Origin of the sequence: Phaeobacter cretensis, assembly GCF_047372505.1 — a bacterium.
In the GTDB taxonomy this organism is placed as follows: Bacteria; Pseudomonadota; Alphaproteobacteria; order Rhodobacterales; family Rhodobacteraceae; genus Phaeobacter; species Phaeobacter cretensis.
On sequence record NZ_JBKBEU010000001.1, the window covers coordinates 2,836,188 to 2,848,554 of the forward strand.

General features: G+C 57.6%; 12 protein-coding genes. 4 read left to right on the forward strand and 8 right to left on the reverse strand.

From position 1 onward, the window contains the following. Positions 1-4 precede the first annotated feature (4 nt). Positions 5-1,351, forward strand: coding sequence for a phosphoglucosamine mutase (gene glmM / locus ACEWZM_RS13490; RefSeq protein ID WP_414006924.1), 1,347 nt, complete (start codon positions 5-7; stop codon positions 1,349-1,351). Positions 1,352-1,424: 73 nt separating this feature from the next. Here glmM and ACEWZM_RS13495 read toward each other — a convergent pair whose 3' ends face one another. The 3 genes from ACEWZM_RS13495 to ilvC form a co-directional block, all read right to left on the reverse strand. Then, positions 1,425-2,336, reverse strand: a complete 912-nt coding sequence (locus ACEWZM_RS13495) for a DMT family transporter (protein ID WP_414006925.1) — start codon at positions 2,334-2,336, stop codon at positions 1,425-1,427. A 105-nt stretch (positions 2,337-2,441) separates the two neighbouring features. Next, entirely contained in the window at positions 2,442-3,350 is a 909-nt protein-coding gene (locus ACEWZM_RS13500) for a DMT family transporter (RefSeq protein WP_414006926.1), read from the reverse strand. Between the two features lie 113 nt (positions 3,351-3,463). After that, complete coding sequence (ilvC, locus tag ACEWZM_RS13505) at positions 3,464-4,486, reverse strand: ketol-acid reductoisomerase (RefSeq protein WP_414006927.1); 1,023 nt, start codon at positions 4,484-4,486, stop codon at positions 3,464-3,466. 131 nt (positions 4,487-4,617) lie between these two features. On the opposite strand from ilvC, the gene ACEWZM_RS13510 reads away from it, so the two are divergent. Continuing rightward, positions 4,618-5,073: an Lrp/AsnC family transcriptional regulator gene (locus ACEWZM_RS13510; RefSeq protein WP_414006928.1), complete on the forward strand. Its 456-nt coding sequence runs from the start codon at positions 4,618-4,620 to the stop codon at positions 5,071-5,073. Next, the gene (locus ACEWZM_RS13515; protein ID WP_414006929.1) at positions 5,070-5,528 is read left to right on the forward strand and encodes an Lrp/AsnC family transcriptional regulator; all 459 of its coding nucleotides are present in this window, start codon (positions 5,070-5,072) and stop codon (positions 5,526-5,528) included. The genes ACEWZM_RS13510 and ACEWZM_RS13515 overlap by 4 nt, the downstream gene beginning before the upstream one ends. 1 nt (position 5,529) lies before the next feature. Here ACEWZM_RS13515 and ACEWZM_RS13520 read toward each other — a convergent pair whose 3' ends face one another. The 3 genes from ACEWZM_RS13520 to ACEWZM_RS13530 form a co-directional block, all read right to left on the reverse strand. Beyond that, positions 5,530-6,213 (reverse strand): M50 family metallopeptidase, encoded by a 684-nt coding sequence (locus ACEWZM_RS13520; protein ID WP_414006930.1) that lies wholly within the window; start codon positions 6,211-6,213, stop codon positions 5,530-5,532. A 2-nt stretch (positions 6,214-6,215) separates the two neighbouring features. After that, positions 6,216-7,412 carry a UbiH/UbiF family hydroxylase gene (locus ACEWZM_RS13525; protein ID WP_414006931.1) on the reverse strand — a complete coding sequence of 399 codons (1,197 nt, stop codon included), beginning with the start codon at positions 7,410-7,412 and terminating at the stop codon, positions 6,216-6,218. Between the two features lie 203 nt (positions 7,413-7,615). Further along, positions 7,616-8,257, reverse strand: a complete 642-nt coding sequence (locus tag ACEWZM_RS13530; protein WP_414006932.1) for a pyrimidine 5'-nucleotidase — start codon at positions 8,255-8,257, stop codon at positions 7,616-7,618. 196 nt (positions 8,258-8,453) lie between these two features. Here ACEWZM_RS13530 and ACEWZM_RS13535 point away from each other — a divergent pair, with 196 nt between their 5' ends. Further along, positions 8,454-9,107, forward strand: a complete 654-nt coding sequence (locus ACEWZM_RS13535) for a GntR family transcriptional regulator (RefSeq protein WP_414006933.1) — start codon at positions 8,454-8,456, stop codon at positions 9,105-9,107. A 6-nt stretch (positions 9,108-9,113) separates the two neighbouring features. Here the strand turns inward: ACEWZM_RS13535 and ACEWZM_RS13540 are convergent, their stop codons facing one another. After that, positions 9,114-10,943 carry a glycosyltransferase gene (locus ACEWZM_RS13540; protein WP_414008041.1) on the reverse strand — a complete coding sequence of 610 codons (1,830 nt, stop codon included), beginning with the start codon at positions 10,941-10,943 and terminating at the stop codon, positions 9,114-9,116. Positions 10,944-11,198: 255 nt separating this feature from the next. Further along, positions 11,199-12,362, reverse strand: coding sequence for a glutamine-hydrolyzing carbamoyl-phosphate synthase small subunit (carA, locus tag ACEWZM_RS13545; protein ID WP_414006934.1), 1,164 nt, complete (start codon positions 12,360-12,362; stop codon positions 11,199-11,201). Positions 12,363-12,367: the final 5 nt, after the last annotated feature.

Here is a 12,367-nt window from a genome sequence, read left to right on the forward strand (position 1 = left end):
TAATATGCGCAAATTATTTGGCACTGATGGCGTGCGTGGCACCGCCAATACTCATCCTATGACTGCTGATATGGCACTGCGCATTGGCGCGGCGGTGGGGCGATATTTTCGCCGTGATGCGTCAAATGTACATCGTGTGGTGATTGGCAAGGATACCCGCCTTTCCGGCTATATGTTCGAAAGCGCGCTGACCGCAGGCCTGACGTCGACTGGCATGAATGTGCTGCTTCTTGGCCCGGTGCCGACGCCTGCTGTCGGTTTGATGACCCGGTCTATGCGGGCTGACCTCGGCGTGATGATCTCTGCCAGTCACAATCCGGCTGAGGACAATGGGATAAAGTTCTTTGGTCCTGATGGTTTTAAACTTTCTGATACCGTAGAGATGGAACTGGAAGCGTTGATCGAGGCAGGCGTTGAGTTGGCGCAGGCGCAAAATATCGGTCGGGCTAAGCGGATTGATGATGCGCGTTTTCGCTATGGTGAGCGTGTGAAAAGCTCGCTTCCCCGTGATATTCGGTTGGATGGCCTGAAGGTTGTGATCGATTGTGCCAATGGTGCAGCCCACCGGGCCGCACCGGAAATCCTGTGGGAGCTTGGGGCTGAGGTGATCCCAGTAGGGGTGTCGCCTGATGGTACCAATATCAACCGGGATTGCGGGTCAACGCATCCCGGTACCGCAGCCGAGACTGTCGTGGCCCATGGGGCCAATGTGGGGATTTGCCTTGATGGCGATGCGGACCGGGTGATCTTGATCGACGAGACGGGTAAGGTTGCGGATGGTGATCAGCTGATGGCGCTACTGGCCACCCGCTGGGCCGAGGATGGCTTGCTCGCCGGTAATGCGCTGGTTTCTACTGTTATGTCGAACCTTGGCCTGGAACGCCATCTGGAGACGCGCGGCATCGGGCTGGAACGGACCTCGGTTGGTGACCGATATGTGGTGGAACGCATGCGCGAAGGTGGTTTCAATCTTGGTGGAGAACAGTCCGGGCATATTGTGATGACGGACTATGCAACCACGGGTGACGGGTTGATGGCTGGATTGCATTTTCTGGCTGAAATGGTGCGTTCGGGTCAACCAGCGTCAGAGTTGGCACAGCAATTTACCCCGGTGCCACAGCTGTTGAAAAACGTACGTTTTGCGGCTGGTCAGACGCCATTGGAGAGCGATCAGGTGCAAAGTGCGATCAAGGCCGCCGAAGAGTCGTTGGTGGGGCAAGGCCGATTGTTGATCCGGAAATCTGGCACTGAACCATTGGTTCGGGTCATGGCGGAATGCGAAGATGCTGCCTTGCTGACAGCGGCAGTCGACAGTGTTGTCGCGGCCGTTGAGGTGGCTGTGGCGAAGTAATCCCACTGGCCGCAGTATCATTAGGTTGTAAACCCGTCTCCCAGTTTCGGAGGCGGGTTTTCTTATGCGCAGATCAGCGTTTTCGCGCGCTGCCAAACAACCGCTGCAATGCGCCAAACTGACTGATGCAGAGACCACCCAGTATCATTACCATCGCCAGTAACATTGAGGGTGGCAGCTCTTCTCCCAAGAAGACCGCGCCCAGTACCACGGCCCAGATAGGCACCTGGTAATTTGTTAGGGTCATGAAGGTTGGACCGGCCTCACGAACGACGATCACGCGCAGCAGATTTGCCGCAGCGGTTGGTATCAGCCCCAACACGGCAGCAATGATCAGAGTGCGTTGGTCAGGGACCGCGGGTGGACCCTCTGTGAGCCAGGCTACTGGGACGATGATGACTGCGCCGATCACGAGTAGAATCGCGGCCAACCCCAGCGGATCGACCGCTGGCAGGCGGCGGGTCAGGATCGAGCTGATTGAATAGCAGGCGGCGGCGGAGAGACAGGCCATGCGACCATAGCTTTCAAGCGCGCCGCCGGTGCTCTCAAATGCCTTACCACCGATCAGCACAGCGACCCCTGCAAAGCCAATGGAAAAACCGATAACACGGCGCAGGGTCATTTGTTCGCCGGGGACAAAGACATGTGCCAGCGGCAGCACCATCAGGGGGATCGCGGCCATACTGACTCCAGTGAACCCGGAAGACACATGCTGCTGGCCCCAGGAAATCAACATGAAAGGCAGGGCAGTGCTGAGGATGCCGACAATGGTCAAAGAGGGCCAATTGGTCTGATCCTTGAACAGTCTGAACCCACGCCAGCCCCAGATTACACAGAGCAGAACCGCTGCAAAGCCGATACGGCTGGCGGCAAGCCAGATCGGTGTGGTGCCTTCCAATGCTAGCTTGATCAACAGAAAGGTTCCGCCCCAGACCAAGCCAAGGGTGGCAATCATCAGCCAGTAGCGGGGGGCGATGTCAGGCATGGAGGGCTCCGTCGGTGTTTCGCGGGACAAGACCCCGCCGGGCAGGCAGGGTCAATGGCAATTGCTTTGGTATGGAACGAACTCTTTGCGCCGATTTCCCACTTGTCAGGCTGTGCGAGGACGGCGGCGACTGCTGAGCAGCAGGCCACTAAAAATCAGCGCCAGTGCGGCGAAGAGTTGCGGTGGTAGCGCCTCTCCCAACAGTGCTGCACCAAAGATTACCGACCAGACCGGAACCTGATAGTTCACGGTGGACAGGAACGCGGGGCCAGCGGTACGTGCCACCTGAACCAGCAATAGCTGTGCCAGTGCGGTTGGCAGCAGGCCGAGGTAGATGACGGCCGCAACAGACAACGGGGCAGGCATCTTGGGGACGCCTTCGCTCCAGAGCGCGGCTGGGATCATGATCGCGGCACCGCAGGTTAGAGCCGCCGCTGAGAGCGACAGCATGTTCACCTCTGGGCAGAGCCGGGTAATGATAGACCCAACCGCATAACAAAGCGATGCCCCGAGGCAGGCCAGTCGCGCCAGCGACTCAAAATCCGTTCCGGCCGTGCGGAACGCATCCAACCCGATCAGAACGACAACTCCGGCGAAGCCGATGAGGAAGCTAATGGTGCGTCGCAGCGTCATATGCTCGCCGGGCACTAACAGATGCGCCAGTGGCAGCACAAACAGCGGCACAACGGCCATGCAAACCCCGGCAAAGCCGCTGGCCACATAGACCTGACCCCAGCTGAGCAGGGTAAAGGGCAGGGCGTTGCTGAAAACCCCCATGCCCAAGGCGCAGGCCCAGATGATGCGGCCATCGCGAGAGCGTAGCAAGGGCAGACCGATGCCCATGACATAGATCAATGAAAGCAAGCAGACCGCACCAAGTGCAATTCTGAGTGCGGCAATGGTCAGCGGCGGAAACCCCTGCAATGCCAGAGACACCGCCATGAATGAGGCACCCCAGATAACCCCCAAGAATAGCAGCTTGGTCCAGTTGGCGGTGCCGGGTGAATGGTCCATTTCGTCACTCGTCTGATATCTGGGGCTAAGGTCGCATTACTCGAAAAAGAAATAGGCGCCCCCATCGGGGACGCCTTGCAGCGGAAAAGGCAGCGGGTTGCCCCACAGGTGCCTTAGTTCTTTGCTTTGTCGACCATTTTGCCCGCGGAGATCCAGGGCATCATGTCGCGGAGCTTGCCACCGACAACTTCGATCTGGTGCTCGTCGTTGGCACGGCGCGATGCTTTGATCGTGGGCTGACCAACGGCGTTTTCCAGCATGAAGTCGCGGACGAATTTGCCCTGCTGGATGTCGGTGAGGACGTCCTTCATTGCTTTCTTGGTCTGCTCATAAGGCAGGATGCGTGGGCCGGTGACGTACTGGCCATATTCTGCGGTGTTGGAGATCGAGTAGTCCATGTTGGCGATACCGCCTTCATAGATCAGGTCAACGATCAGCTTGGTTTCGTGCAGACATTCGAAATAGGCCATTTCAGGTGCGTAACCGGCTTCAACCAGAGTCTCAAAGCCACAGCGGATCAGTTCCACGATGCCACCGCAGAGAACTGCCTGCTCACCGAAAAGATCGGTTTCGCATTCTTCACGGAAGTTGGTCTCGATGATGCCGGAGCGACCGCCGCCGATGGCGGAGCAATAGGACAGGCCGATTTCCAGTGCTTTGCCGGTTGAATCGGTGTCAACGGCTACGAGGCAGGGCACGCCGCCGCCTTTGGTGTATTCGCCGCGCACAGTGTGACCGGGGCCTTTGGGGGCCATCATGATCACGTCAACGCCTTCTTTTGGTTCGATTAGACCGAAGTGCACGTTCAGGCCGTGGGCAAACGCGATCGCTGCGCCGGGCTTGATGTTGTCGTGGACGTATTTTTTGTAGGTTTCTGCCTGCAGCTCGTCGGGCATGGTGAACATGATCACGTCACACCATGCGGCTGCTTCTGCGATACCCATAACCTGCAGGCCTTCGCCTTCGGCTTTCTTGGCAGAGGCGGAGCCTTCGCGCAGAGCAACAACAAGGTTCTTGGCACCAGAGTCACGCAGGTTCAGCGCGTGGGCGTGGCCTTGGGAGCCGTAGCCCAGGATGGCCACTTTCTTGTCCTTGATCAGGTTAACGTCGCAGTCGCGGTCATAGTATACACGCATGATCATATTCCTCTCGTTCGTGTTTGAGGGCATCATAGGCGGCGTTGCGTAACAAGAGACCCCCGATTTCGGCGAAAATTGCATAGATGATGCAATAGTCATTCTTAATTTTATCGTATATTGTAAAAGTCATGCTTGATGACCTTGATCGACGTATACTTCGCCACCTGCAGGCTGATCCCGAACAGTCGCTCCCGGATCTGGGGGACCGGCTGGGCCTAACGGCCTCGCGTCTGTCGCGGCGGCTGGAGAAATTGCGCGAGGCCGGGATCCTGCTGGGGCAACGTGCGGTGATCGACTGGCGCGCGCTGGGGTATGAAGTTGAGGTGTCTTTGCGTATCACGCTGGATAAAACCAACCCGCGCGCTTTCGATGAGTTCATCCCGGCGGCGCGCGAGATACCTGAGGTTTTGGAAATTCAGACCTTCCTAGGGCAGGTGGATGTGCGCCTGTCAGTAATTGCCCGCGACATGGCGCATTACCAAGAGATCTACCGTGCCCGTATTCTGACGTTGCCGCATATCACCGATATTGAGGCCTTGATGCATGTGGCGCGGATCAAATCGGATGAGGCGCTGCCGATATGAGCCAACTGGATGAGATTGATCACGGAATTCTGCGGGCGCTCGGGCGGGATGCAACGCAGTCGGCTGGCGCGCTTGGACGTGCGCTTGGCCTCAGCCAACCTGCTGCGTGGCGCCGGATCCGACGGTTAGAAGATGCAGGCATTATCGTTGGGCGCAAGCTGGATCTGGACGCTGGCAAGCTGGGCTTTGGTGTGACTGTTTTTCTGGGCATAAAACTGGGCACCAAAGGCCGCGTCAGTCTGGATGATTTTGAACGCGCAGTCTCCGCCATTCCTGAAGTGCAGACGGTGGAGCATGTCCTTGGTATGTATGACTACCGGTTGCGCGTGACGGCCCGCGATATTGCTGATTTCGAGCGGGTGCTACGGCGTCGGGTAATGACCCTTCCAGGCGTCGGCAGTGTTGATGCCAATGTTCTGTTGAGCGAAGAGCGCAGGCCAGGTCCGCTGGGGTGAACTACCGCAGGCTGATGTTGCTGGCGCGTCCGAGACCGTATCGCAAGGTGAGACCAATCACGACAAGGCTGATGGCCAGCCAAAGGCCACCCCACAGCAATGTCGCACCGCCGAATGCCTCGGCCATCATGCGGGCATCCGAGCGTAGGTAGGAGCGGGCGATTGTGTCGTCATAGATGTCGAGCGGAGCGTAGATCATGCTGCTGACGCCGATGATCCGCAGTATCATGTCGTTCACGTTGAGGCTGAGATAGCGGGCGGCTGCCAGCATCGCGATACCGGTCGTAAGTGTAAACGCAAGCGCAAAGAGCTCCCGCACGTAGATCGTGGCGACTAGCAGCGTAATGACGCCGAACAACGCCAGAACCTTGCGATCCCAGTCTGTGCGCAAAGCGATGAGAAATAGCGTAATCCCAATCAACAGCGATCCGGTGTACCCGGCTGACAGGGTCAAAAAGCGGCTGCCGCCACGCGAGACGACACTGCCGCCCTCGTAGGGATCAATGGTGAGGCTAACCACTTCGCCCCCCGTCAGAAGGGCGGCAAAAGCGTGAGACAGTTCATGCAGAAACACGGTCAGGATACGTAGGGGCACGACCGCCTGAGTTGGCCAGAGAATGACGATTGCAAGCGTCAGGCAGATGAGTTGCCAATGCCCCCTGATGAACTGCTTTGCGGCCTGCATAGTTATTTCACGCCCAGCCCCATCTGCATCAATGTTTTGCGTACTGGTGCCAGAGAGTAGAGCGCATTGAGACCAAATGCACGCAGGTCGCGCAACGGGCGGGGTGACAGCATGGACGTCCGGTTCAAAAGATCGATCCCTTTCACGCGCATCAGAATGTCACCGTGACGGGCCTTGTGGTAGGCCTCCATCATTGTCGCATCTCCGAGCCGTTCTGGCCGGGATTGCGCTAGATCCAGAAGCACGCGCAGATCACCCAGCGACATATTCAGGCCCTGTGCCCCTATCGGCGGCACGACATGTGCGGCCTCGGCCATCAGAGCCACTCTCTCGCCCGACATGCGAGCAGCAGATTGGCTGATGATCGGCCAGATGCTGCGGCGCGATGCGAGCCTTAGTTGCCCCAGGGCACCGCAGCTGCGCCGGTTCATTTCAACCTCGAAATCGTCAGCCTCCATTTGGTGCAAGGCCTGCGCGCGCGGGCCGCGTTCCATCCAGACAATAGCAGAAGAGGGTTTGCCATCGTGGTCAGGCAACGGCACCAGTGTGAAAGGGCCGCCGGAGCGGTGGATCTCGGTTGAGACATTTTGGTGGGGCAAATCATGTATGACTGCAAAGGCCAGCGCCTTTTGCCCATAGCGAGTCGTGCGCACGGGAATGTTTGCGGCCCGACGCATTGGGCTGTCGCGCCCGTCACAGGCCAGAACCAGACGCGCAGAAACTTGAGTGCCATCGCTTAGCGTAACCTGAGCGGATTGAGTGCGGGTGAACAGGTTGGCGGTACCAAGGCCGGGTCGGAAATCCACACGATCTAATTCGTTCAGTCGTGCCAGAAGTTCACGGCGCAGCAGCCAATTTGGCAGGTTCCAACCAAAGGGCTGATCAGAGATATCTGCGGATTTGAAATCTTTGACAACACGGGCCTCAGGCTCGGCACCGCCTGCATCGATAATACGCATGACCTCGAGCGGAGCTGCGTGGCTTTCGAGATAGGCCCAGATCCCAGCCACCTGCAGCAGCGCTTTTGCAGGTTGCAGGATTGCCGTTGTACGCAGATCGGCACCAGCATCATCCCGGGCCGTCACCGGGGGCGTGGGGTCGACGCAAATCACATCGAACCCGGCCGCGCCAAAGGTCGCTGCCGCAATCAGCCCTGCGATACCGCCACCGGAAATCAGAATGTCACAGCTGTCAGCCATCGAACCTGCCTTTCATCACTGTATTTGAGATAGGCCTGGGTCAGTCGAAATGACAAGCGACATACTGTCCTTTTTATCGGGGTCACTAAAGCACATTGTGGACGATCTAGCGCCGGGAAGGGCAGGCGCGGCAGTGCGACACAGGGGCGAGAGGATGGGGCGTCAAGCGCTGGCGATCTTGCTGGCTGTGCAGATGGCGCGGATTACAGCAATCCGAGAAACCCCGTCAGGTCGTCGGTATAGTGATGAATATGCGCCCCGGTTACGGCTGTGGGCGCAACATGCACGGTGCGCATTCCCAGATCATGAGGGGCCTGTAGGTTGCGGGGGTCATCTTCGAACATTGCGGCTTGTTTTGTGACGATACCGGCTTTGTCAAAAATGATTTCAAAGGCCTCACGCTCAGGTTTTGGACGGTAGTCTGCGTGTTCGACGCCGTAGATTTCATCAAAACAACCATGCAATCCCCGGGCTGCCAGCACCCGTTCGGCATAGGGCGCCGTGCCATTGGTGTAGATAATACGCTTTCCGGGCAGGTCCTTGATCCGATCAGCCAATATCAAGTCGGGTTGCAGATGATCTAAGTTGATATCGTGGACCTCGATCAAAAACGGGTCAGGGTCGAGATCATGGTGGGCCATCAATCCTGCGAGCGTGGTGCCATGTTCCTGCCAGTAGCTATCACGTAGTTGATTGGCCTTCTGTTCGTCAACGCCAAGTGCAGCCATCACATAGTCGGTCATTTTGACCTCGATCTGATCAAACAACCGGGCCGAAGGATGATAAAGGGTGTTGTCGAGGTCGAACACCCAATTGCGGACGTGGGAAAAGGATTGCGGTACCATGAGTGGAGACCTAGGCGGCTTCGCTCTTGAATGCAACTGTCGCCGACATTTGGTTTCTTTCATCTGGTCCCGACGGAGAAAAAGCCGGTCGGATCCCTTGAAAGGAGCCTTTGATTTTGACCTCTTGTTTGGGGTGGGGTTGATTGCACCAACGCGAGCCATGTAGATATCGGGCACTAACAATCCAAGGATCATCATGGGCCTGAACCGCAGTACAAACCAGACAGACGCCTATGCGTTGATCCTCGAAGCTATTGATGTCGGGGTCTATCGTCCCGGTGACCGGTTGGTTGAAAGCGACCTTGCCGAACGCTTCGGCGTGTCGCGCACCCCTATCCGGGAGGCGTTGCAACGGCTGGAAACGCAATCCTTGTTGGAACGTGATGGCAGATCGCTCATTGTCGCGTCACTGGATCACAACCAGATGGCAGAACTGTATGTCGTGCGTCGTGAGCTGGAGCGATTGGCTGCCAGTCTGGCAGCGCGGCATGCCACGGAGGAAGAGATTCGTGTTCTGCAAGAGATGGTGGCCTCGGATGATGTTTTTGTCGACAACCCGACCGAGTTGGCCAAGGCCAATCGCCGTTTCCATGAACAGATCCATCTGGCATCGCATAACCGCTATCTTGTGCAGCAGCTCAACCTCGTGCATCGCACCATGGCGTTGATGGCAACCACATCTCTGGCGGCCGAGGGGCGGGGCAAGATCGCGCAAGCGGAGCACAAGAGCATTGTGAATGCTATTGAAAACCGCGATGAAGAGGCTGCAGGGAACGCGCTGAAGGATCATATCTCGGTCGCGTTCATGACCCGGTTGAAACAGGATGCAGGCGATCGCAGCAAAGGCTAGGCGTAACTAGGGGTCGCTCTGGTAGACTGTGCGCTTAGGTGTAGTCTGCGTATGGCCATGTGCGGTTTTATCCCAGTAGAACGGTTTGAAGATCAGCTCATAGAGCGCCTTGTAAACTGCGATCACGCCCATCGGAAAATACAGGATCATGGTTGGGGCCCAAAACGCCAGAGATCGCCGGCCGCTGGCGAAGGCAGCAGCAATGGCAATGACGATGCCCAGCAGCTCAAAGAACACCAGTCCAGCAGCCGCCAGAAAGGGCGCGCCGGGGGGCAGTAGCGGCGCACTGGGGTGAGTGAACCCGAGGCTGATCAGCCAGAACGTCCAGAGACAGGGGGCGAGCATAAACTGGCCAACTGTTCCGATGAAGAAAGCCTGAAGGCCAAGGAACTGTCGCCAGCCCAATTGGCGGGCCAAGACCGCAGGGCGGCGCATATGGACCAGATAGGTGATCATGAACCCCTTAAGCCAACGCGACCGTTGTTTGATCCAAGGCCAGGGTTTGCAGTTGGCTTCTTCATAGGTGGTGGTCGGAAACATGTCCGTGCGATACCCAAGGCGACTGAGACGGACGCCGAGATCAGCATCTTCTGTTACGTTATGGGCGTCCCACCCGCCCAATTGCTCTAGGATGTCGCGGCGGATGAACAGTGTTGTGCCACCTAAGGGAACAACCAAACCGAGACGCGCAATGCCAGGCAGAACGATGCGAAACCAGCTAGCATATTCCAATGTGAAGCAACGCGAAATCCAGTTCTGGCCGGGATTGTAGTAGTCCAGCGCCCCTTGAAGACAGGCCAGATTATTGTCGCCCTGAGCAAAGGCATGGGCCACCTGCTCCAACTGGTCGGGGTCAGGTGCGTCTTCGGCGTCCCAGACGCCAATAATGTCGCCATGACAGTAGTTTAGCGCGTAGTTCATGGCCCGTGGTTTGGTCGTTAGGCCTCCATGGGCCGGGACCTCTATCACCTTGAACCAATCCGGCAGATCTGCGCAGCGGATGGCCTTCCGGGTGACCTCATCATCTTCTTCAAGCACCAACAACACTTCCAATAGACTGCGCGGATAGGTGAGCTTGCAGAGACGACACAGTAGAGCGCGACCGATTTCGGCCTCTTTGTACAAAGGTACCAATACGGAAATGCTGGGGAGGCGCCGCTGGTGTGCAATATTGAGTACAGCGTCTGTTCGGGTGCCGGGCTGTTCCGATGTCGAGCAATCCTCTGTGGCACGTCGCGCACGCTGACCTTGCAGATGCGACAGGAAGCCCGCGCATTTCAACAGGATGAACAGAAAAAGTGCAAACAGAGCCAACGCACACAGGCAGGTGAAAATCTGTCGGGGCGCCATGGCGGTCAGCGTGCAGGCTGTCGCTGCGCCGGCTATCATAGGAAAACCGGTCCAATTGGGCTGTCGCAACGTGCGGCAGCTATAGGCAAGTGGCACGCGGGTACTGGCCTCAAGGGCGAGATCGTCACGAAAATGTGCTGTGAGGCATTCGATGATCTGTACTTCGCTGGCGATCACGGGTTGTACATCCCCAAAGCTTTGGGTGAGGTCGCGTTTTAGATCAGCAAAATCATCCGGATGCGCTACCGCCAGCATCGTGGTTTGTCCAAGCTGCATGTAAGGCAGCGCACAGCGGCGTAGCCAGAACCTAGCGGGTTTGCGCGCGAGCAGACGCGCCTGAGGGCGATGACCGCCCAGATCAACCCGCTGCATCCCATGCTGGGACGATAACGCATCCAGAACCTGTTCCTGACTGGCCCATCCTTCGGAGACAAGAATTTGATCAATAGGAGCGCGTTGATGCTGGCGCAGAACCAGTGCCCGCATCAGGTGATCTTTGCTGACGGCATGATCCTCGACAAGACGGCGCTCAAACGACGTCGTCTGATCGCGCCGAATGAGAGGGCGCGCGGCTTTTAGCAATTCAAGATTGTGTTCTGCCATGGCGCTACAGTTTATGCGGTCATGGATTCGGACAAGAAGTAATTTGATGGCTGCAATAGCCAAATGCTTGTTTCCCATGGCAAAACCCTGCCATGGGAGTTGTGTTTTTTGCGCAAGCTTATTTCAGCTGCAGTGGATTTACGCAGATTTACGCTCGGCCATTGCCTCGGCGAAGCGTTCGAACAGGTAGAAACTGTCCTGCGGGCCCGGGCTTGCTTCGGGGTGCTGCTGGACGGAATAGACCGGGCGATCCGAGATTCGGATGCCGCAGTTGGAGCCATCAAACAGCGAGACATGGGTCTCTTCCACGCCGTCAGGAAGGCTCTGAGCATCGACTGCAAACCCGTGGTTCATCGATGTGATCTCAACCTTGCCGGTGGCGTTTTCTTTCACCGGGTGGTTTGCACCATGATGGCCGTGGTTCATTTTGACGGTTTTGGCACCCAAGGCGAGCGCCAGCATCTGGTGGCCAAGGCAAATACCGAACATGGGTAGATTGGTCGTATCCAGAATTTCCTTGATCATCGGCACGGCATATTCGCCAGTCGCGGCGGGATCGCCCGGGCCGTTTGAGAGGAATACACCGTCAGGACTATGGGCGAGCACCTCTCCCGCGGTGGCAGAGGCAGGGAGGACGGTCACGTCACAACCTGCGGATGCCAAACAACGCAAGATGTTGCGTTTGGCGCCATAGTCGATGGCTACCACTTTGTGTTTGGGATCTTCCTGGCGGGTATATCCTTCGGGCCACGCCCACCGCATTTCATCCCAACGATAGCTCTGCGCACAGGTTACGTCTTTGGCCAGATCCAGACCTTCAAGACCGGACCACTCGCGAGCCATTGCGACCAAGGCTTCGATGTCGAAGTTGCCGTCGGGGTCGTGGGCGAGCGCTGCATGTGGCGCGCCTTGCTGGCGGATCGCACGGGTCAGGCGACGCGTATCCAGGCCACCGATGGCGATACGGCCTGTGCGGGTGAGCCAGGTTTTCAACTCTTCGGTTGCGCGCCAGTTGGAGGCGAGCGTCGGATCCCACTTGACGACCATGCCAGCTGCAACCGGATCCGCGGTTTCATCATCTTCCGGGGTTACACCTGTGTTCCCTATATGAGGGAAGGTGAAAGTCACGATCTGGCCCGCATAGGACGGGTCTGTCATGATCTCCTGATAGCCCGTCATGGCGGTGTTGAAACAAAGCTCAGCGACGGTCTCGCCGGTGGCGCCAAATCCGGTTCCATAAAAGATGGTGCCATCTGCAAGCGCCAAACATGCGGTGGGCTTGGGTGGGACGGTATCGGCCATGGCGC

Excerpts from the sequence above, each read along its gene's own strand:
- glmM (WP_414006924.1), top strand. The coding sequence starts at position 5 with ATGCGCAAATTATTTGGCACTGATGGCGTGCGTGGCACCGCCAATACT.
- ACEWZM_RS13495 (WP_414006925.1), bottom strand. The coding sequence starts at position 2,336 with ATGCCTGACATCGCCCCCCGCTACTGGCTGATGATTGCCACCCTTGGC.
- ACEWZM_RS13500 (WP_414006926.1), bottom strand. The coding sequence starts at position 3,350 with ATGGACCATTCACCCGGCACCGCCAACTGGACCAAGCTGCTATTCTTG.
- ilvC (WP_414006927.1), bottom strand. The coding sequence starts at position 4,486 with ATGCGTGTATACTATGACCGCGACTGCGACGTTAACCTGATCAAGGAC.
- ACEWZM_RS13510 (WP_414006928.1), top strand. The coding sequence starts at position 4,618 with ATGCTTGATGACCTTGATCGACGTATACTTCGCCACCTGCAGGCTGAT.
- ACEWZM_RS13515 (WP_414006929.1), top strand. The coding sequence starts at position 5,070 with ATGAGCCAACTGGATGAGATTGATCACGGAATTCTGCGGGCGCTCGGG.
- ACEWZM_RS13520 (WP_414006930.1), bottom strand. The coding sequence starts at position 6,213 with ATGCAGGCCGCAAAGCAGTTCATCAGGGGGCATTGGCAACTCATCTGC.
- ACEWZM_RS13525 (WP_414006931.1), bottom strand. The coding sequence starts at position 7,412 with ATGGCTGACAGCTGTGACATTCTGATTTCCGGTGGCGGTATCGCAGGG.
- ACEWZM_RS13530 (WP_414006932.1), bottom strand. The coding sequence starts at position 8,257 with ATGGTACCGCAATCCTTTTCCCACGTCCGCAATTGGGTGTTCGACCTC.
- ACEWZM_RS13535 (WP_414006933.1), top strand. The coding sequence starts at position 8,454 with ATGGGCCTGAACCGCAGTACAAACCAGACAGACGCCTATGCGTTGATC.
- ACEWZM_RS13540 (WP_414008041.1), bottom strand. The coding sequence starts at position 10,943 with ATGCGGGCACTGGTTCTGCGCCAGCATCAACGCGCTCCTATTGATCAA.
- carA (WP_414006934.1), bottom strand. The coding sequence starts at position 12,362 with ATGGCCGATACCGTCCCACCCAAGCCCACCGCATGTTTGGCGCTTGCA.